18 protein-coding genes are annotated in these 21196 nt (G+C 40.1%); 6 read left to right on the top strand and 12 right to left on the bottom strand.

Translation table 11 applies throughout. From position 1 onward, the window contains the following. The first annotated feature begins 141 nt into the window (after nucleotides 1-141). Entirely contained in the window at nucleotides 142-2103 is a 1962-nt protein-coding gene (locus Q1R07_RS08525) for a transglycosylase domain-containing protein (RefSeq protein WP_300488594.1), read from the top strand. A 259-nt stretch (nucleotides 2104-2362) separates the two neighbouring features. Here the strand turns inward: Q1R07_RS08525 and Q1R07_RS08530 are convergent, their stop codons facing one another. Next, nucleotides 2363-3109, bottom strand: a complete 747-nt coding sequence (locus tag Q1R07_RS08530) for a LytTR family DNA-binding domain-containing protein (protein WP_300488597.1) — start codon at nucleotides 3107-3109, stop codon at nucleotides 2363-2365. A gap of 6 nt (nucleotides 3110-3115) precedes the next feature. Then, the gene (locus tag Q1R07_RS08535; protein WP_300488599.1) at nucleotides 3116-4933 is read right to left on the bottom strand and encodes a histidine kinase; all 1818 of its coding nucleotides are present in this window, start codon (nucleotides 4931-4933) and stop codon (nucleotides 3116-3118) included. A gap of 150 nt (nucleotides 4934-5083) precedes the next feature. Here Q1R07_RS08535 and Q1R07_RS08540 point away from each other — a divergent pair, with 150 nt between their 5' ends. The 3 genes from Q1R07_RS08540 (at nucleotide 5084) to Q1R07_RS08550 (ending at nucleotide 9196) form a co-directional block, all read left to right on the top strand. Further along, nucleotides 5084-6037 carry an SIMPL domain-containing protein gene (locus Q1R07_RS08540; RefSeq protein ID WP_300488601.1) on the top strand — a complete coding sequence of 318 codons (954 nt, stop codon included), beginning with the start codon at nucleotides 5084-5086 and terminating at the stop codon, nucleotides 6035-6037. Between the two features lie 108 nt (nucleotides 6038-6145). After that, nucleotides 6146-7438: a hypothetical protein gene (locus Q1R07_RS08545; protein WP_300488603.1), complete on the top strand. Its 1293-nt coding sequence runs from the start codon at nucleotides 6146-6148 to the stop codon at nucleotides 7436-7438. Nucleotides 7439-7576: 138 nt separating this feature from the next. Further along, nucleotides 7577-9196: a DUF4139 domain-containing protein gene (locus Q1R07_RS08550; protein WP_300488606.1), complete on the top strand. Its 1620-nt coding sequence runs from the start codon at nucleotides 7577-7579 to the stop codon at nucleotides 9194-9196. A 65-nt stretch (nucleotides 9197-9261) separates the two neighbouring features. Here Q1R07_RS08550 and Q1R07_RS08555 read toward each other — a convergent pair whose 3' ends face one another. Then, nucleotides 9262-10755, bottom strand: a complete 1494-nt coding sequence (locus Q1R07_RS08555; protein ID WP_300488608.1) for a T6SS effector amidase Tae4 family protein — start codon at nucleotides 10753-10755, stop codon at nucleotides 9262-9264. Between the two features lie 124 nt (nucleotides 10756-10879). Then, on the bottom strand, nucleotides 10880-11617 hold the full coding sequence (locus Q1R07_RS08560; protein ID WP_300488611.1) for a hypothetical protein: 738 nt from the start codon (nucleotides 11615-11617) through the stop codon (nucleotides 10880-10882). Nucleotides 11618-11852: 235 nt separating this feature from the next. Between Q1R07_RS08560 and Q1R07_RS08565 the strand changes: the two genes are divergently transcribed. Next, entirely contained in the window at nucleotides 11853-13223 is a 1371-nt protein-coding gene (locus Q1R07_RS08565; protein ID WP_300488614.1) for a PQQ-dependent sugar dehydrogenase, read from the top strand. Between the two features lie 2 nt (nucleotides 13224-13225). Here the strand turns inward: Q1R07_RS08565 and Q1R07_RS08570 are convergent, their stop codons facing one another. The 3 genes from Q1R07_RS08570 to Q1R07_RS08580 form a co-directional block, all read right to left on the bottom strand. After that, complete coding sequence (locus Q1R07_RS08570) at nucleotides 13226-14263, bottom strand: NADP(H)-dependent aldo-keto reductase (protein ID WP_300488617.1); 1038 nt, start codon at nucleotides 14261-14263, stop codon at nucleotides 13226-13228. Between the two features lie 94 nt (nucleotides 14264-14357). Beyond that, nucleotides 14358-15323, bottom strand: coding sequence for an OmpA family protein (locus tag Q1R07_RS08575; protein ID WP_300488620.1), 966 nt, complete (start codon nucleotides 15321-15323; stop codon nucleotides 14358-14360). 31 nt (nucleotides 15324-15354) lie between these two features. Further along, nucleotides 15355-16116, bottom strand: coding sequence for an exodeoxyribonuclease III (locus Q1R07_RS08580; protein WP_136404108.1), 762 nt, complete (start codon nucleotides 16114-16116; stop codon nucleotides 15355-15357). Between the two features lie 193 nt (nucleotides 16117-16309). On the opposite strand from Q1R07_RS08580, the gene Q1R07_RS08585 reads away from it, so the two are divergent. Beyond that, the gene (locus Q1R07_RS08585) at nucleotides 16310-18121 is read left to right on the top strand and encodes a GNAT family N-acyltransferase (protein WP_300488625.1); all 1812 of its coding nucleotides are present in this window, start codon (nucleotides 16310-16312) and stop codon (nucleotides 18119-18121) included. 50 nt (nucleotides 18122-18171) lie between these two features. Here the strand turns inward: Q1R07_RS08585 and Q1R07_RS08590 are convergent, their stop codons facing one another. The 5 genes from Q1R07_RS08590 to proC all read right to left on the bottom strand — a co-directional run bounded on the left by Q1R07_RS08590 (nucleotide 18172) and on the right by proC (nucleotide 21187). Then, a complete protein-coding gene (locus Q1R07_RS08590) occupies nucleotides 18172-18546 on the bottom strand; it encodes a DUF2752 domain-containing protein (protein WP_300488630.1) in 375 nt (124 codons plus the stop codon). Nucleotides 18547-18610: 64 nt separating this feature from the next. After that, a complete protein-coding gene (locus tag Q1R07_RS08595; RefSeq protein ID WP_300488632.1) occupies nucleotides 18611-18994 on the bottom strand; it encodes a DUF4234 domain-containing protein in 384 nt (127 codons plus the stop codon). A gap of 61 nt (nucleotides 18995-19055) precedes the next feature. Then, nucleotides 19056-19439, bottom strand: a complete 384-nt coding sequence (locus tag Q1R07_RS08600; RefSeq protein WP_300488635.1) for a VOC family protein — start codon at nucleotides 19437-19439, stop codon at nucleotides 19056-19058. An 18-nt stretch (nucleotides 19440-19457) separates the two neighbouring features. Continuing rightward, a complete protein-coding gene (locus Q1R07_RS08605; protein WP_300488638.1) occupies nucleotides 19458-20411 on the bottom strand; it encodes a 2-hydroxyacid dehydrogenase in 954 nt (317 codons plus the stop codon). Further along, on the bottom strand, nucleotides 20408-21187 hold the full coding sequence (proC, locus tag Q1R07_RS08610; protein WP_300488641.1) for a pyrroline-5-carboxylate reductase: 780 nt from the start codon (nucleotides 21185-21187) through the stop codon (nucleotides 20408-20410). The genes Q1R07_RS08605 and proC overlap by 4 nt, the downstream gene beginning before the upstream one ends. Nucleotides 21188-21196 lie beyond the last annotated feature (9 nt).

The raw sequence follows: 21196 nt of genomic DNA on the forward strand, positions 1-21196 counted from the left end.
GTTTTTTCCACTAAAAAAATACGAATCGAAACATTGCAACCGTAAAATGCATTTTGTACCGGCAAAAACCTTACATATTAACATTTTCTTCTACTTTATTTTTAGGGATAATACCCTATTTTTGTACAAACCAGAAGAAGTATGAGAACCAGAAAGCAAAAAATCATCCGCTTTTCAATAGCGCTGCTAGTCCTTTTTGCGCTTGCGTTTATCGGGCTTTTTATTTTCCGGGATTCCCTACTTCAAAAAGTGATTACTAAAGCCGAAAACCGTTTCGACGTCGATTACAATTGTACCCTTTCGATTAAAAAAGCGCAATTTGACGGACTGAATGGTGTCACCTTACACAATATTGTTTTGGTTCCCAAACAAGCCGATACCTTGTTGGCCGTTGCCAAAATTAAAACGACGGTTAACCTTTTTCAGTTATTTACCGGTGATATTCAATTACAGGAACTGGAAATGCAAAACGGCTTTATCCAATTCGTAAAAAACGAAAAAGGACGTAATTTCGACGCTTTCCTAAAACGGGAAAAAGAAGACAATCCCGAAAACGAGAAAAAGAATTACGCCAAACTGGCCTATCGCCTACTCACTAAAGCTTTAAATCTGGTGCCAACCAATATGACACTTCAAAACCTGTCGCTCCGGATGGACGATATGGGACGAAAGGTTACGATGCATCTAAACGAACTCGATCTGAAAGGAAAACAGCTACAAACCACGATAAACGTCCGCACCAATACCTTTACCCAAAACTGGAAAATCCGAGGAATGGCCGATCCGAGGAATAAAACAGCCGATCTTCGTTTTTTTAATAGCGATACTTCCAAAATCAAAGTTCCGTATATCGACGAACGTTTTCATCTTTTGTCCAGTTTTGACAGTATTCATGTGAACGTAGCCAAAATAAAAATGGAAGGTAACGAATTGCATGTCGACGGCTATACCTCTATCAGTAACTTCACGATTAATCACCCGAGGATTGCTAAAAAAGATGTGATCATCGAAAAAGCCCGTTTTGATTACCGCTTTCTTTTTGGCGAACATTTTGTGGCCATAGACAGTAGTTCCCGAGCACAGCTCAACGCTATAAAAATACAGCCCTTTGCCGAATACAATACGGAAAAAGACACTTTGTATACCTTACGTGTTGCGCTTCCGAAAATGAAAGCACAGGACTTTATAACGTCCCTTCCGAAAGGTTTGTTCACCCATTTCGAAGGTATGGAAGCCGAAGGTAGTTTTAACTACAAACTCGACTTTCAATTTAACAAAAACAACCCGAATGCCCTTGTTTTTGACAGTAAGCTCCAAAAAGAAGGCCTTAAAATTCTTAAATACGGAGAAGCCGATCTGGACAAATTAAACACTGCGTTTACCTATCGTGCAATCGAAAACGGAGTACCACAGCGCCCGATTGTCGTGGGTCCATCCAATCCGAATTTTACACCGTTGGATCAGATAGCACCCTATTTGCAAAAAAGCGTTTTAACTTCGGAAGATCCGTCGTTTATGTCACACCGTGGTTTTATCAACGAAGCGTTTAAACAATCGATCGTTAAAAATATCCGAACCAAAAAATTTGCCCGTGGCGCCAGTACCATCAGTATGCAATTGGTAAAAAATGTATTTCTGACCCGGGAAAAAACATTGTCCCGCAAACTGGAAGAAATCCTATTGGTGTATATACTCGAAAACAACCGTATCGCCAGTAAGCAACGAATGCTTGAAGTTTACTTTAACGTAATCGAATGGGGACCAAATGTATACGGAATCGGAGAAGCCGCACAGTTTTATTTCCAGAAAAAACCCGCCGATCTGACGTTAAAAGAATGTCTTTTCTTAGCGACTATTGTACCGAAACCCAAAAAATTCATGTGGCAATTCGATAGCACCGGAAGCTTAAAAGGCTATGCCAACGAGCAACAAAACTTCCTGACAAAGCTAATGTTACGCAGAGGTGTTTTAACTCCGGAGGATACGATTGGCTACAAATTACCGTTTACAATTACCGGTCGTTCGCGATCCTTACTAAAACTAAAAGCCGTGCCGGATAGCATTGCCGTCGATTCTATTTTTATAAAAGAAATGGTGTATTAATTACGCTATTCCGAACATATTCTTTGATCAAAACAAAATATCAAAAAACAGCAACAATCAATCATAAAAAACCATATATCAATCAATTAATACTATCTTTAAAAAAACACAATCTAATAAATTTACCGTATATTTGCATTATATAATGAGACAGGATAAAAATCTGGTCAGCCTATAGGTAGGATAGCAATCTGGTCAGTCTCAAAAAAATAAAGGCGCCTTAGTAAATTTACTAAGGCGCTTTTATTTTCTATCCGATTTATTTAAAATTCTTTAAAAATTCTTCTTTATAGGTTGGTGAAATTTCCACTTCCGAGCCATCGAAAAGCGTTACATAACCACCGGCTCCTTTATGATAGGATTTCACAAAATTCACATTGATAATATGGGATTTATGAACCCGTAAAAATGGAAACGGAAGGATTTCCGAAAAATGCTTTAAAAAACGACATACCATTTTTTTACTGCCATCCTGTAAATAGATATCCGTAAAATTACCATTTCCGCGAAGACGAACGATTTCTTCCATTTTGGCCACTTCAAAGCCTTCGAGTGTTGGCAAAATAACTTTTTGACGCTCCGGATTGGTTTCCCGGAAGTTTTCCACTATGATCCGATTCCGGTTAAAAATATCCTGATTTAACAACTGCAATTGTACTTTATTGACCGCCAAAATCAGTTCTTCGATACTGATTGGTTTTAGCAAATAATAGGCCGCGCTCTGATTTAAGGCTTTTAGCGAATATTCCGAAAAAGCCGTTACAAAGATGGTTTCAAACTGCAAATCCTTACAGGCTTCCAATACATCGAAAGCATTTCCAAAAGGCATTTCCACATCGAGAAAAACCAGTTGAGGTTCCAGTTCATGCAACAAAGGCACAGCTTCTTTTATATGTTGCGCTTCGCCAATTACCTCAACCTGAGGACAGTATTTAGAGAGGTAGTTTTTAAGCACTTCTCTTGCCGCCAATTCATCTTCTACGATTACACTTCTTATTTTTTGCATGGTATTCTATTTTTCAATCCGGGAAAAACGCAGGGTTACAATAGTCCCGGTTTCCGGTTCTGTTTTTTCAACAATCTGTAAGGCGATCTCTTTTTTATACAATTCGTTTAACAAACCAATCCGTTCCTTAGTATTGGTAAGTCCTCTCGACTGGTGTACTTTCTGATTTTTGGTTTTCAGTTCCCGACTTTTGGTTAATCCGATTCCATTATCTTCGATCACAACCAAAACGTTTTCTTTTTCAAGGAGAAAGTGCAATTGCAACAAACCTTTGCCTTCCTTATACCGAAGTCCGTGCCAGATGGCATTTTCCAGTTGTGGCTGAATGATCATATTTGGAATCTGAATGGTTTCCGTATCGAGTTTTTCATCTACTGTAATGGTATATTCAAACTGATCTTCGAAGCGCATATGTTCGAGGTCGAGGTATTTTCGCAATTGTTCGATTTCACTTCCCAAGGCGATAAAATCTTTATTGGAATTTTCCATCATATTCCGCATCAGCTTCGAATAGGACGTTAGATATTTGTTCGCTTCCAGTTCGCGGTTTTGCGATATAAACTGATTGACGCTATTCAGACTGTTAAAAATAAAATGCGGGTTCATTTCCCGGCGTAACGACTGTAAGGCAATCTCTTTATTCTTTGTTTTGATCGAATACAGTGCTTTTATGATCAATCCAAAAAGCAATAACAGTACAATCATAGAACCGATCAGGAAATAGTTAAAGGTGTTTTTCTTAGCGATCAATTCGTCTTTTAAAACCTTTTCCTTTTCCAGCTGACGGATCTTTTCTTCCGTTACCTGAAAGGTTAACTGGTCGGCTTGCGCACTGTCTTTTCGGGTTAGCTGTTCGTAGTTTTTAAAGAATTGTTCGTATAGTGCTGTACTCTCCTTATAATTTCCGGTTTGTCGGTAATAGTTAAGCAATCTTTCGAGGTTGCTTTTAACGGCATCGGCTTTCCCATTTTCGGTTGCCAGTTTATAAGCTTCTTTTAAGGCGTGTGTGGCTTTTTCCGGCTCTTTCTTTTTAAAATAGATGGTTGCCAGCGATTGCAATTGCGCTATTTCGGTATCAAAATCCTGACGTGCTTTGGCATCGGCCAATAGTTTTTCGGAAATCCCGATTGCTTCGTCAAACTGATTGTCGGCGGTATAGACTTTTGCGATTTCATTTTTTAGTTTGATCACCGCTTCTGGCTTGTCTTTAACAAACGTAATCGCCTGGTTATAGCTTTCAATGGCTTCGGCTTTATTCCTCTTCTTCAGACTCATCTCCGCTTTTTGCACATAAGCATCGGCTACTTCTTCGCTTCGATTTTCCTTTTCCAGCAATTTGATATTGGAATTGACATAATCATACTGTGCCGCCGGATTTTGGGGACTTTGCAAGCGTTTGGCATCATTCTGATTGACCTCAATCGCGCTTTTATCGACCGTAATGGCACTCGCGGTCTGATAATTACTTATCGCCGCTTTATATTTATTCTGACTCTCCTGTGTTCGCGCCAGATTTCGCGTTACCCGGGCAATGTCTTCTTTCCGTTTCAGTCGGGTAAAACTTTCCAGTGCTTTTTTAAGATATTCTTCTCCTTTCACCGGATCGTCGGCATCGATAAACTCCTGTGCCAGTTTTTCGTAACTCACCGCGATCTTTACCTCATCGTTCGCATCTAAGGATTTGGCCAGTTCCTCTGCTGCTTTACTCAGTTTCCCACTGACACTTTTACTCGCTTTTTCGGTAGTAATTTGTTGGGCAATCGCCTGCTGCGGAGTCAAAAGTCCGATACCCAATCCGATCAAGATATACATTATATACCGCATGCTGTTTTACTTGTTTTTCTGAATGTAAAGTACGATAAATCCAAAATCCTTTCCTATAGCATTCACCAAGTCGGATTCCCGTTTCACCCGTTCTTCCAAAAGTACGTTTTTTCGATTAATACATTTGCTCCGAACCTTAAAACCTCCGACATGAAAAAAATACTACTCTTTGCAAGCTTATTGACGGTACATTTTGCTATTGCACAAGTTTCCGGGAATATCAACTATAAAAACCAGGTTGTGTTTACCGACAATTCGATCAACGTGAATTTCCCTTCCAATGCCGATATCATCGCCAGTGTAAAAGGTCTGGCCAATGTTAAAGCGGATGCGTATGTCGCTATTTTCCAGGTGTCACAAACCGGTGCCACAACGGAAGAAGTCAATGAGATCATCGACAAGCGCATTGGTCAGTCGTTAAAAGAAATCCGATTAAAAAAAGGCGTGGAAACCTTTGTAGATATGATCACTTTTGTTCCGATGTATGACTATACCGTCGAACGAAAACTATTTAGTCGGAAAACCTATAATGAAATCCCGGTTGGTTTTGAATTAAAAAAGAACATTCATATTAAATATACCGATCCGAATCTGTTGGACGATTTTATTAAAATCCTATCCGCCAATGAAATTTACGACCTCGTACGGGTAGATTACTTTTCGAATACTTTGGAAACGGTTAAAAAAGACCTGATGAACAAAGCCCGACTTCTGGTTTTGGAAAAAGCCAAAAATTACGAAATACTGTTGGGTGAAACGTTTACGAATGCCGAGAAAAAAATAGCCGACGGTTACAGTATTACGCTTCCAGTTGAAATGTATAAATCGTATGAAGCCTATAGCAGTTCATCGCTTTCGCTTAAAAAATTCGCCAATGTCAACCAGGCTACCAAATCGACAACACTCTATTACCAACCCATTGTAAACAAGGATTTTGATTTTGTAGTTAATCCAACCATACTCGAACCGGTGATTCAAGTGCAATATGAGGTTAAAATTGCGATCACACGCACCAAAAAGCCAGCGCCAAAAAATGAAAAGGAATATATATTAATAACACCATCGGGTGATCTGAAATCCATACAACTGAGTACGACCAAATAAGTTACTACAATCCTTTCACCAAGTTGAAACCCGCTTTCACCCATTCTACCAAAACCGCATTTACGATACGACTACTTTTGAACTGTAATCTTTAAAAAACCGAAAATCATGAAAACCGAGAATCTTTTACTAGCTTTAACAACTTCGGTAGTGTTGACCGGAGTAATGATCAAAACCGGAAAACCGGAATCGACTGAAACAACCGTACTACATACCCAAAAAGCACCGGAAGAACAACCTTGTGTTTTCATGTCGGTTATGGGCGAACAACCTGTCGCGGAATATGCCCAATATAAAAATGATGCTTCCCTAAAAAGCGTTGTGCAAAAAGGTGAAAAATGGTTGGTTTCCGCACAAAACAACGACGGAGGCTGGGGCGCCGGTTCGCACAGCAATCAGGGCGAAATGAATCCACATGCCGTACAATCCGATCCGGCTACAACTGCGATGGCTGCGATGGCCTTATACCGTATGGGGTATACCACAACCAAAGGGCCTTATCAGAAACAACTTTCCAATGCGCTGGACTATCTGTTACAACAGATCGAAGCCAATAAAAACAGTGATTATATCACGCAGGTTCGCGGCACACAGATACAACGCAAACTGGGCGAAAATATTGATGCCGCACTAACGCTTCAATTTTTAAATCAGGTAGCCGAAAAAAATCCGTCGCAACGAGTGGAAAGAGCGATACAAATCTGCGTTAACAAAATTGAGAAATCCTACGACACCAACGGAAAAGTAAACGGTGCCGGATGGGCCGGTGTATTGCAATCGTCTTTTGCCAGTTCGGGATTGGAACAGGCTAAGAAAAACAAAAACATTACCGTAAACGAAGACAAAATCACCGCTGCCCGTAATTATCAGAAAAGCAATTACAATACCGAAAGCAATACCGCCAAAACCGAGGATGGTGCCGGTATTATGCTTTATGCCGTGAGTAGTTCGGTTCGTGGAAGTGCCTCGGAAGCCAAAGAGGCCGAAGAGCTGTTTACCAAAGCCAAAGCAGAAGGCAAAATCGATAAAACAGCCGAACTCAACCGCGACAACCTGCAAAAGATTGGTATTTCGAAAGAAAAAGCCGCGTCCTACGATGTCGCATCAAAAGTGTATAAAGCCGCAAAAGTACAGGCAATGGACAATGGTGTGATGAATGGTTTTGGAAATAATGGCGGTGAAGAATTTATGAGCTTTCTTCAGACTGGCGAATCCATGTTGGTTAAAAAAGATAATGACTGGAAAAACTGGTACGACAACGTTAGCGGAAAGCTGATCAACATCCAAAACAACAATGGTAGCTGGAACGGTCACCATTGCATTACCAGTCCGGTTTTTTGCACCGCTACCTGTTTGTTAATCCTGACAATTGAAAATGACATCCACTCTTTCCAAAAATAAAACGAAATGCCAACAGTCTTTATCCTTACCGTATTTTTTATCGGTATCGTCGCCTTTGCCAACGCTACCGGTCGTAAAAGAACCTAAAACAAAACGGTCCTTAAACAATTTGTAAAACATTATATTTACTAAAAAAACATGAAAAAGTTTATCACAATACTCCTATTCGCCCTATCCGGAATGGTATTCGCCCAAAAGCCTGTTTTTACGACGGCCAAAGTCAATGCGGTTACCGTTTATTTTAACGCCGCAGAAATAACACAAACGGCTTATCTGAATCTTCCGGCCGGTACGCATGAAATCGTCATCAAAAATGTAGCGAATTATCTGAATGAAAACACGGTTCAGATTGGTGCACCTTCGAGCCTTACAGTACTTTCCTCGCAATTCACGAACGATTATATCAGTGAATACGATATTGACGAAAGTTCACCGGCTATTAAAAAAGTACGGGATAGTATCAAAATTGTCCAAAAAGAACTGGATCGTTTAAAAAACACCCGAACTTCGGAAATGAAAACCATCGAAATTTTGGATCGAAATCAACAGGTATATGGGGCAAATACCGGTTTGAGTGTAACGGAATTGATGAAAATGGTGGAGTATTACAAAACGAAACGCACCGAGATCAGTAATACAATAGACGTTTTAAACGAACGCGAAAAGAAACTATCCGATCTTTTAACCAAACTAAACACCAAACTGGAAATCAACAGTACTAAAGAGGAAAAAAATGCTACCGGAAAACTGGTATTACAGGTGATGAACCAAACAGCCGGAGCCGTAACACTGGATGTTTCTTATCTGACAAACAATGCGCGTTGGTCGCCGTTTTATGAGCTTCGTGCCGATAATATTGCCTCACCGGTAAACATGTTGTATAAAGCGCAAGTGGTTCAAAATACCGGAGTCGACTGGAGAAAAGTAAAACTAACCCTTTCCAGTGGAATCCCGAACCAGAATAATCAAGCGCCAATAGTCAATCCTTGGTTTTTAGCTTACCAACCGATATATGCCACCGTACCACAAGCCAATGCAAACTATGATCTAAAGGAAGTAGTGGTAACCTCAGCAGTCGCGATTCGAGGAAAAGCTTCCGGATTACAAGCAAGAAGTACGGTTTCGGATTACACCATGATCAACGAAAACCAATTAAATGTTTCGTTTGACATTGATATTCCGTATGACATCCTATCGAATGGTAAAACGCATAGTGTTTCGTTAAAAGAAATCAAATTGCCGGCTACCTATAAATATTATGCTGCACCCAAACTGGACAAAGAATCCTTTTTATTGGCCGAGATCAGTGATTATGGCAAATACAATCTGTTAAAAGGTGAAGCCAATATCATTTTCGAGGGAATGTATGTCGGCAAAACCCTTGTCAATCCGGGACAAACATCCGACACGTTGAATCTTAGTATGGGACGCGACAAAAAAGTTGTGATCACCCGTGAAAAAGTTGTCGATAAATCCGGTGTTAAATTCCTATCGACTAAAAAAGAACAGACTTTTACGTATGACATTACAGTTCGCAACAACAAAAAAGAGTCGATTTTATTAAAACTGGAAGATCAGTATCCGCTAAGTAGCGATAAGGAAATTGAAATCGAATTAAAACAAAAAGATGGTGCCAAGGTTAATTCCGAAACCGGTTTATTAAGCTGGGAACTTAATTTGAAACCAAATGAAACAAAGAAAATTCGCATTAGCTATACCGTTAAATACCCTAAAGATAAGATAATCGGAAATCTTTAGAAAAGTGCGCCTCTCCAATGGAGAGGCGCTTTGTTTTTAAGAACAATATTATTAAAGCATCTGGCTTATTTCAATTGCCATATTTCGATATACTTTATCCCTCCTTTAGGATATAAACTGGCACCGGAAAGGCATTCGCCGTTTGAAATCAGATCTACGTGTCCGGAAAATCCGGCGCGCCGGCTGTTTTTATTCACAACGGTGTAAACACCGGTTTTATCTTTTAAGAATGCGGCAATAGTTTCGCGGCAGTTGGCTTTTGTTCCTGTTAAGCGAAACGTCGGCCTTCCAAATGTTTTTTTCATCCAAATATTAAAAGCCTTCGCCGAAACAATATAATAGTTACCATCGGCACCCTGATCCACTTTTTCAGAACCGTTTAGTCCCACATCTATGGGTATTCCGGAGTAATTAAATGCCAGAGAAGCTCGAACCGCACATGCATTTCGGCACTTTGAATTTTCTTCCTGATGCTTGGCAAGGATAGCTCCTCCAACCCTTTTATAAACCGTATCACTCGGCATATGGTATATAATTCCGTCTTCTTCCATTTTAGGAAAGGCATTGGAGAAATCGACATAAGGAGGCAATTTTTTTAACGGATATTTCTGTTCTATGTTTCCCCAAAACCAACTGTCGCAATATCCGTCATCCATTTCAACTGGTGTTAAAAACCAATTTACCAAATGCTCCCAGCTAACTTCCGGGTGTTTACACAAATAACCAACAGCCCAGGTCGCAAATTCGTTTATTTCGGTATTTCCCAATCCGGTTTTCGGATCAAAATATTCTTTTAAATACAGAACAACAGCATCGCTCGAAGTGGTTTTCCACCAAAGGCTATTTGGCGCAACAACGGTAATCTCCTGTTTAAACTTCTCTAAAAACGAGGTAAATGCCATGCCTACAACCGGTGTTGTCATAATTTGCAAAACCGGAGCCGACTTACCGTTTAGATCTTGTTCATCGCACTCTTGTTTTTGCAACCATTCTAAAACCGTTACAGCTTCACCTTTATTTGTCCACGTAATCGGAACTTTTATCAATGCATTATATTTATAGAACTGATTTTTTTCACCGGAATCGCAATTCCCTTCTTTTTGGATTGCAACAGTCATTTTATTTTCCAGACTTCCGATACGATGTAGTTCTAATACCTGCTTTCGGGTCAAAGCATACGTCGTAAAAAACACATTACAAGAACCGTCTTTGGTATAATGCAGTACCAGGTTTTCGATTTTGTTAACAGGGTATTGCCTTGTAACGGGAAAAGTATAGGATGTGATCCCCTTTTCCGTTATACAAACGGCTTCTTCTCTGTTTATCCGCAAATGGTTTTTCGTATTATACGGATCGGTAGCCAACGTCAACACTATTTCATTTAGTTTTTTTGTGACATTGTTTTTTTTGCGCAGTTCTTCACAGGATAACCTTTTTACGGTTATCCTTTCATTTTTTACAACCTGCTGTTTTGTCTGGTTTTCCTGACCACATTTTTTAAAAAATGTGATACAAAACAGACTAAGCACAATTATCGAATTTTGTAGCATTTTCTTCATTTCCAGAGAAATTACTCAATTTTTACTAGGGCAAATCTTCTGCAATCTCAACAAAGTCAACAATTCTGTCTAAACAACGAACACAAATAGCGGTAAAAAGAGCTTTTTTTACGGTTATAAAACATTAATAGGTAACCACAGGCGTGGTAATGATAACGGTTTCTTCTACTAACGCTCCTTCAACAGGCATTAGTTCTTCTTTCACAGATTCTTTTTCTATTGCATAAAACGGTTCATCCGGATTATCTTCCGGATTGAGATTGTCTACATTTAAATCAGGATTGTCTATTGTTAATTCCTTACCCTCTTTTATCCAGCTTCCTTTTTTATTAAAATAACCCGATAAAAGCACCGGTGTTTTAACGACATAACGATAAATCTCAGGATTAGATGGCGCTATTTCTTCCTTCCCATCCAATATATTTACCGTGAGTTTCCCCGATAGTTCCATAGCTGTTTTTAGCTTTTCGATAGCCATACAACTAAGATTATACTGTAGCAAATAGACACGGTATGCCTGATCACCATTTGATAATAAAACCAGATTTCTCAGTTGCGCGTCCTGCTTTTTACCTGCAATCGAAAAAGTATAGGAGTGCTCTTTTTCGGATTCAATATAAACAACCCGACTCCGGTTAATTCTAATTTTTTCCCCATTTGGCCCGGTTATATTACTATTGAGTGTTTCCTTTACAGTTTCCTTGTTTTTCAGCTCTCTTAGTGAAGCCTTTTTCACATACATTTTACAATTACAAGCAGCCTTATTCTTTTTTTCAGGTTTTACTTCTTTTACTTCTTCGTGTTTTCCAATAACTTCTCGCTTAAAAAACAGCACTGCAATTCTCTTAAAAAACAGTTTCATGGCTCCTATTAAAATTATAATTTACTACTATTCCGTTATAACTTCTCAACAAAGGAAGTGTTTCGTTTTTTAGGGCATAAACAAAGCTTAGAAAGATACCGATATAGACTTTACCCATTGGAACAACTGCCTAAATTGTCCTTTCAAAGATTCATATTGCACTAAAAATTAAACCGTTACAACGGTACTAAATATTTTTTTACTATTTTTACTACAAACCAACACCAACTATCCTATGAAAAAAATACTACTTACTCTGGCTTTTATAACAAGCAGCATTGGTTTTTCGCAGACCATTGCTTTGGAAAGTTTTGCCACCGGCTTTTCCAATCCGGTCGAAATAACACATGCCGGCGATTCCCGTTTATTTGTAGTGGAACGCGGCGGAAACATTAAAATAGTTAATGCCAACGGAACCGTTAATCCAACACCATTTCTAACGGTAACCAGCCTAATTAGTTCCGGAGGAGAACGCGGTCTGTTAGGTCTTGCTTTTCATCCTAATTATCAAAGCAATGGCTACTTTTATGTGAACTATACCAATACAGCAGGAAATACGGTAATTGCGCGTTACAGTGTGAATAGCAGCAATCCGAACCTTGCCGATGCCGGAAGTGCTTCTGTTTTACTTACTATCACCCAACCTTTTTCCAATCACAATGGTGGTTCGGTAAAATTTGGCCCGGATGGCTATCTGTACATCGGTATGGGCGATGGCGGTAGCGGTGGTGATCCCGGAAACAGAGCACAGAATATCAATGAGTTATTGGGTAAAATGCTACGAATTGATGTTAATTCCGGAGCACCTTATGGCATTCCGGCCAATAATCCGTATTTAGGTGTGGCTGGTGCCGATGAAATCTGGGCGATCGGATTGCGTAATCCTTGGAAATTTTCCTTTAACCGAAACAATGGTGACTTATGGATCGCTGATGTAGGACAAGATGCCTTTGAAGAGATTAATAAAGTTGCTTCTACTCAGGCAGGACTCAACTATGGCTGGCGTTGTTATGAAGGAAACAATACGTACAATACCACTACCGGATGTCCTGCACAATCGACAATGACTTTTCCTTTGGCGGTTACCGCTCATAGTGCCGGAAATTGTTCGATAACCGGTGGTTATGTTTATACCGGATCGCTTTATCCTAATTTCCAGAACAAATATTTCTTTACGGATTATTGCTCACCCCGAATTGGTATGGTTGACAACAGCGGAGCCATAACCTACTCGACGAACTTTAGCGGCAACAGTTTTGTAACTTTTGGAGAAGATATGAATGGCGAATTGTATATCGGTGCGATTAACAACGGAACCATCTATAAGATAAAAGACAGTTCACTGGGTACTGCCGATTTTAACCGAAATACGTTTACCATCTACCCGAATCCGGCTAAAACCGAAATCAACATCAAGGCCAATGGCAACAGCTATCCGGATGCCGTTGCTATTTTCGATACGAACGGCAAACAGGTTCATATTCAGAAAACAAAAAACCTGGAGCTAGTCAACATTAAAACGTCGCATTTAGCTACAGGTTTATATATTCTTCATATTACCGACAGCGAGGGTAGCACTGCTACCCACAAGTTGTCTATAGAATAAAATTAAGGGGCCGGATTTGGAATATGCTCCTGGATACGATTGATTTCACGAATCATCTCCTCTGTTAAAACCACCAAATGGGTTTTAATATTTTCCTCCAGCTGTTCCAAATTCGTCGCTCCAATGATTGTTGCGGCAACAAAGGCTTGTTGTTGTACAAATGCCAAGGCCATTTCGGTTAACGTCAGTCCAAATGAAGTCGCCAATTCCTGATACAATTTCACCGCTTTTTGGGATTGCTCGCCGGAATAACGTGAAAAACGCGGAAACAGGTTAATTCGCGCTTTTGGCAACGGTTCGCCGGTAAGGAACTTTCCGGTAAGTATTCCGAATCCTAATGGCGAATAGGCCAATAAGCCTACTTTTTCGCGGTAGCAGGTTTCGGACAAACCCACTTCAAAAGTCCGGTTTAACAGCGAATACGGATTTTGAATGGTCGCAATGCGCGGCAGATGGTGCTTTTTGCTTTCTTCCAGAAAACGCATCACACCCCATGGTGTTTCATTCGACACTCCGATATGACGGATTTTCCCTTCTTTGATCAACGCGTCAAAGGTTTCCAATACGGTTTTAAAATTATCTTCCCAGGCATCGTCCTGAACGGTAAAACCGCGTTGTCCGAACATATTCGATTTTCGTTCCGGCCAATGCAACTGATACAAATCGATATAATCCGTTTGCAACTGTTGTAAGCTTTTATCGACCGATTCGCGAATCGTTTTATCAGTATAATGCAAATCGTCTCGCAAATATTCCATTCCGCGGTTAGGGCCGGCAATTTTAGTCGCCAGCACTACTTTATCGCGGTTTCCGGTTTTATGCAACCAACTTCCGATATAGCGTTCCGTACGTCCGGAAGTTTCTTCGCGTGCCGCAACCGGATACATTTCGGCGGTGTCGATAAAATTAACGCCTTTGTCCAATGCAAAATCCAACTGGCTGTGTGCTTCCGCTTCGGTATTCTGTTCTCCAAACGTCATGGTTCCGAGACATATCGTACTTATTTTGATGTCCGTTCCCGGTAGTATTGTGTATTTCATGCTAATTCTATGCTCCAATTATAAGGTTTCAAAAATACTAAAAACAAAAGGTTCAGCCGTATGGGCTGAACCTTTTTCATTATATAACTGTTTATTAGTTAATATCATTAAGCATTTTCGAGATTTCATCCAATTTAGGGGTCAGAATAATTTCGATTCTTCTGTTTTTTGCTTTTCCTTCTGCAGTATCATTTGAAGCAATTGGTGCAAACTCTCCTCTACCGGCTGCGGTCAGATTCTTTTTGTCGATTGCTTTGTTTTCACCCAGAATATTTACAATAGCTGTCGCTCTTTTTGTCGATAAATCCCAGTTGTTTTCGATAGCGCCTACAGCACCGGCATATCTATCATTATCGGTATGTCCTTCGATCAGTACCGTAATGTCCGGATTATCGCCCAATACTTTTCCAACCGCTACAACGGCTTTTCTACCTTCGGTTCCAACCGCCCAACTTCCGGTTCCAAACAATAGTTTGTTTTCCATCGAAACGTATACTTTTCCGTTTTTGTGTTCTACCGTTAATCCTTTTCCTTCAAAAGCATTTAATGCTTTGGAAAGGGTTTCTTTCAGACGCTTCATAGAAGCCTCTTTTTCGGCGATCATATTTTCTAGTTCGTTCACACGATCCGAACGGTCTTTCAAATCGTTTTTCAGTTTTTCCAGACGGTCTCTTTCGGCCGCAAGCGCTTTTTCTTTAGCCTCCAACTGCGCTAACAACTCCCGGTTTTTGTCCATATTGCTCTTTAACACATCATCACTGTTTTTCTCGAGTGCGTTATAGGACGACTGTAGCGTTTTCAAACTGTTTTTTGCTGCAGCATAATCGGATGCCAGTTTATCGCGTTCGGCTTTTAGCTTATCCAACTGCGACTGCAAATCTTTAGAAAGCAAATCCAACTGGTTTTTATCTTTAGTCAGTGTTGTATTTTCATCTGCCAACTGACGGTTTTCTTTTTTTAAATCGGCGTATTTTGTTTCTAAATCGGTATACAGTTTTTTAGAAACGCATGAAGTGGACAACGCAAGTGCCAACACTCCAATGGACATTTTTTTAATCATTTGCTATATCAGTTTTTTCGAGTTTTCGAGTTTATTCAATTTCAACTAAAATCGGACAATGGTCGGAATGCTTGGCTTCCGGCAGGATCACAGCCCGTTTCATCCGATCGCGCAATGGTTCGCTCACCAGGTTATAATCGATACGCCACCCTTTGTTGTTAGCGCGTGCATTAGCGCGGTAACTCCACCAACTGTAATGGTGCGGTTCTTTGTTAAAATGGCGGAAGCTATCCACAAACCCACTTTTCATAAAACCGTCCAGCCAGGCGCGTTCTTCCGGCAGGAATCCCGATACTTTTGCATTTCGGATCGGATCGTGAATGTCGATTGCTTCGTGACAGATGTTGTAATCGCCACAGATAATCAGGTTTGGAATTTCCTTTTTCAGGTTGTTGATGTAATTCTGAAAATCGGCCATATACATAAACTTATGATCCAGTCGGTCGATATTTGTCCCGGACGGCAAATACAGACTCATCACCGAAAACGTATCAAAATCCACCCGTAGGTTACGACCTTCTTTGTCCATATGCGGAATACCGGTTCCGAAAACCACATTGTTCGGTTTTACTTTCGACAAAATTGCCACGCCGCTGTAGCCTTTCTTTTCAGCCGGAAACCAGTAATGATACGGATATCCAGCCAGTTCGATATCCAGCAATGGGATTTGTTCCTGAGTCGCTTTAATTTCCTGAAGGCAAATCACATCCGGATCGGCACTTTTCAACCAATCCAGAAAACCTTTGGTAATAGCGGCCCGGATTCCGTTTACGTTATAAGAAATAATTTTCATTGTTGCAGTTACATTTTCTCCAAAAATAGACAAAAACCTATAGAATTAAAACAGAAATACAGAAATAGAAACAAAACCTTCACAATCAAATACCTAAATTCTAATGCTATTAAAAATTATGTAATAATAAGATAAAGCCTTTTAGCGTTTCGAGAGAATTAGTATCTTTGTTTTTCGCTCAAAACGAAATTAAATGGGTTTAGTTACCGCTAAAGAAGTTGCAAAAGCAATAAACACTGACAAATACGGTTTCTTAGGAACTTTTTCAGGCTGGTTACTGATGAAGGTGCTGAAGATTTCTACGCTTAATGCTGTATATAACAGAAACAAACATCTTAACGATGTTCCTTTTTTAAACGCAATTCTGGATGAATTCCAGATTAAGTTTGAAATTCCGGAAGAAGATTTAAAACGCTTGCCAAAAGATGGTGCTTACATTACTGTTTCCAACCATCCGTTAGGCGGAATTGATGGTATTTTACTTTTAAAACTGATGTTGGAGCGCGAGCCTAACTTTAAAATTATCGCCAACTTCCTGTTACACCGTATTGAGCCTTTAAAACCGTATGTAATGCCGGTGAATCCGTTTGAGAATCACAAAGATGCCAAATCGAGCGTTGCCGGAATTAAAGAAACGTTACGTCACCTTAGCGAAGGAAAACCATTAGGAATCTTTCCGGCCGGAGAAGTTTCGACCTACAAAGACGACGAACTGGTTGTTGACAAACCCTGGGAAGAAGGCGCTATAAAGCTGATTAAAAAAGCTCAGGTTCCTGTCGTTCCGATTTATTTTCACGCAAAAAACAGCCGATTATTTTACCTGCTTTCTAAAATAAGTCCAACGTTACGTACCGCAAAATTACCGTCTGAGTTATTGACACAGAAAAAACGCGTGATCAAAGTACGTATCGGAAAACCGATTTCGGTGAGCGAACAAAACGAATACGAAACCACCGAAGCCTATTCGGAGTTTTTGCGTCGCAAAACTTATATGCTGTCCAACTCATTCGAAAGTACCGAAAGTAAGTTATTATCAGCACCCAGTTTAAAATTACCACTACCAAAAAGCAGTCCGAAGCAAATTGCACATCCTGCGAATTACGAAAAAATCCTACAGGAAGTAACCGAATTACGTAAAGGCGATTACCGTTTGCTTCAAAGTAAAAACTACGAGGTTTTTCTGGTTACTGCCGATAAGATTCCAAATGTATTACACGAGATTGGCCGTTTACGCGAGATTACCTTCCGCGAAGTAGGCGAAGGAACCAACGAATCGCTGGATTTAGACCAATACGACAAATATTACCACCACATGTTTTTGTGGGATGAAGAAAACAAACAGATCGCCGGTGCCTACCGTATGGGATTGGGTTCGGATATTTATAAAAAATTCGGTATTAACGGATTTTACCTGCACGAATTATTCCGCTTTGAACCGGAATTGTATGATATGATGTCGAAATCCATTGAAATGGGTCGTGCTTTTATCATCAAAGAATACCAGCAAAAACCAATGCCGTTGTTCCTGTTATGGAAAGGAATTGTACACACAACCTTACGTCATCCGGAGCATCGTTACCTGATTGGTGGTGTCAGTATCAGTAACCAGTTTTCCGACTTCTCCAAATCGCTTATGATCGAGTTTATGAAGTCGCATTACTACGATCCGTATATCGCACAATACATTCACCCTAAAAAGGAATATAAGGTAAAACTAAAAGATGCCGATAAGGATTTTGTATTTAACGAAACGGAAGCCGATCTGAACAAATTCGATAAAATTATCGATGAGGTAGAACCAGGAAGTCTGCGTTTACCGGTTTTGATCAAAAAGTATATCAAACAAAATGCACGTGTTGTTGCTTTTAACGTCGATCCGCTATTTAACAATGCCGTAGATGGTTTAATGTATATCCGCATTGCCGATTTACCGGAAAGTACCGTAAAGCCCGTAATGGAAGAATTTCAGGCAGAACTGGAACGTAAACTAAACGAAAAAGAATAAGAAAAACATATCGCAATAAACGAAAAGGCCTGGAAAATTTCAGGTCTTTTTTATTTCCAGATGGACTGTCGCAAGATATCGTCGAAGGTGTTATCCGACACAAAATAAAACAGCCGTATCACATGATAGACCACCAATATCGTCGCCAGAAAATAGGCTACTTTTTTACTATAAAAAAGCGATCGGAAATAACTTTTACCGGTGATCAATTCAACCGATAAAACAACAATAGCAGCAATGCACAAGGCAAAGACAAACGGCCCGAATAAATGAAAATGAAGACTTCTTAGCAGATCACCTTCGTAGATATAGACTAATGATTTTGTAATGCCGCAACCCGGACAGGGAAATCCGGTGAGCATCTTGAACGGACACAGCGACTGCGCTTCATCGAGATGATTGTGTTCGTTTTGAAACGTAAGCAAAAAAGGGATTATCAGGGTTAATAATGCCCCGATAATCCCATAAATTTTGAGTTGTTTTCTATTTTTATTTGTAAAGCTTGTTGATATCACTCTGAACAATCATTGCAGCTACCATAGGGAAGAAAAACCCTAAAACTAATAATAAAACCGACTGATCTTTGTTCGGCTCTCCAATTTTTTGATATACTTTAGGTAAACCATCTTTACCTGCAATATAGTAGAAATACAAATTAACAGGTAAACAACATCCCGAAAAGATGGCTACCGGTTGTGAAATAATTTGTCTTTCGGCAACAGCGTTTAAAACATCTGCTACTTTAATATTCCAATAAATAAGGTACAATCCACAGGTAATAATTCCGAACACCAAAACCATGATCGGATCCACTTTAAATACCGGGATCTGAGGACTATTCCAATCCTCTGAATTTGTGCTTTTTACTTCCATTTTTTGTTTTTGATTAGATTGATTATGTAGCGAATATAGTACTTTTTATATTAAAGCAATATTATTTTGGCTCCCAAAGTTCAATTTTATTTCCCTCAGGATCCAAAACCCAGCCAAACTTACCATAATCATACTCTTCCATCTCACCCACAACCGTAACGCCTTCTGCTTTAAGCGTCTCAAGCAATTCCACCAGATTTTCCACTCTGAAATTCATCATAAACTGCTTTTCACTCGGCTCAAAATAACGGGTATTTGCCGCAAATGGCGACCATTGTGTCAGTCCGTCGTTTCCTTCTTCATCTTTCCAGGTAAACGACCATCCATAATCGCCAACCGGAATTCCAAGGCGTTCTCGATACCATTGTTTTACCGTATTCGGGTCGTCACATTTAAAGAAAAAACCGCCAATTCCGGTTACTCTTTTACTTTCTTTTTTGTCCATAATTAAGTTTGTTTTTGGTTAGTTATTACAGCACGCAATAATTTTATCTACGATTACCTGCGCCAATTTTTCCTTACTTTCAATAGTCCACCCGGCGATGTGCGGTGTTAATAGTACATTCTCGGCCTGCAATAAATATTGTAATGCTTCCGGCGTTTTATCGTCTGTAAATAAATTTTCAAAAGAAAGCTTTTCATACTCCAGCACATCCAATCCGGCACCCAATACTTTCCCCTGAATCAGTGCGGTAACCAGATCGGCCGTAACCACACTATTTCCCCGCGCCGTATTGATAAACCAAAACGGTTTCGAAAACGCTTCGATAAAAGAAGTATTGATCATTTTATCAGTTTCCGGTGTCCAGGGCGTATGCAAACTTAGTACATCGGCTTTTTTCTGCAATTCCAGCAACGATACCTGTCGGGCATTGGCATCGCCCACATGATCCAAAATATCATAACAAAGCACCTCTACCTCAAACCCTCTCAATTTTTTTGCAAACGATTTTCCCATATTTCCATAACCAATAATACCAACGGTCTTTCCATCGAGTTCATATCCGCGATTGGCTTCACGGTTCCAATGACCGCTACGCACTTCACGATCAGCTTTATTCAATTTATTCAATAGTGACAAAAGCATTCCCAAGGCATGTTCTCCAACGGCGTTTCGATTTCCTTCCGGAGCGGCAATCAAATGCACTCCTTTTTCAATGGCATAATCACAGTCGATACTTTCCAGACCTGCGCCCACTCTGGCGATAAACTTTAAGTTTATTGCTTTATCCAGAAAGGTTTTATCGATTTTAAACCGACTTCTAATCACAATTCCGTGGTATTCGTGGATTTTGGCTTCGACGGCTTCTTTAGACGATTTAAAATCCTCATGATTTTCGAAACCGGCCGCCACCAATCTGTCCCATAAAACCGGGTGATTACTGTCGATATGCAGAATTTTTACAGGCTGTTTCATATCCCCTTAATATTGTTTAACGATGTTTTAATTCCTTTGATCAGCGACGAGCTGAATCCCTGATGCTCCATTTCATTCAATCCTGCGATAGTACAGCCTTTAGGCGTCGTTACACGATCGATTAACTGTTCCGGGTGTACTTTTTCCTGCAAAGCCATTTCGGCCGCGCCTTTAACCGTTTGTGATGCAATGGCCAGTGCGGTTTGTGCATCGAAACCAATTTCGATACCTGCCTGCATCGCCGCTCGGATATAGCGCAAAGCATAGGCTGTTCCGCAAGCGCCAAGAACCGTAGCCGCATCCATCATTTTTTCGTCGATAACTACTACCGATCCCAATTGTTCCAACACATTTAAAAAAGGCTTCACCGTAGTCTGATCTTCCTCCCGAACCGTTACACAGGTTGCAGACGATCCGAACTGAATGGCGATATTAGGCATAATCCGGATGGCCAGTGCGGTTTCTCCCAACTGTTCCTGTAGCATTTCCATAGAAAGACCGCTCACTGCCGAGGCGACTATTTTTCCTTTTAAAAACGGTTTTAATTCGGAAATAATTGCAGCGACCTGATAGGGTTTAACCGTCAACACTACCACATCAGCCATTTGAACGGCATTTTTATTATCGGAAGAAAGTAAAATCCCATCCGATTCCAAAAAACGGATCGCTTCCGGATTTCTTCTGGTCACGATCACCTGATTCCCCGTTGTAAAACGGACAATACCCAAAGCGATGGCGGTACCTAAATTACCACCACCTATAACTACAATTTTCATAAGAACCGT

Origin of the sequence: Flavobacterium sp., assembly GCF_030146175.1 — a bacterium.
GTDB lineage: Bacteria > Bacteroidota > Bacteroidia > Flavobacteriales > Flavobacteriaceae > Flavobacterium.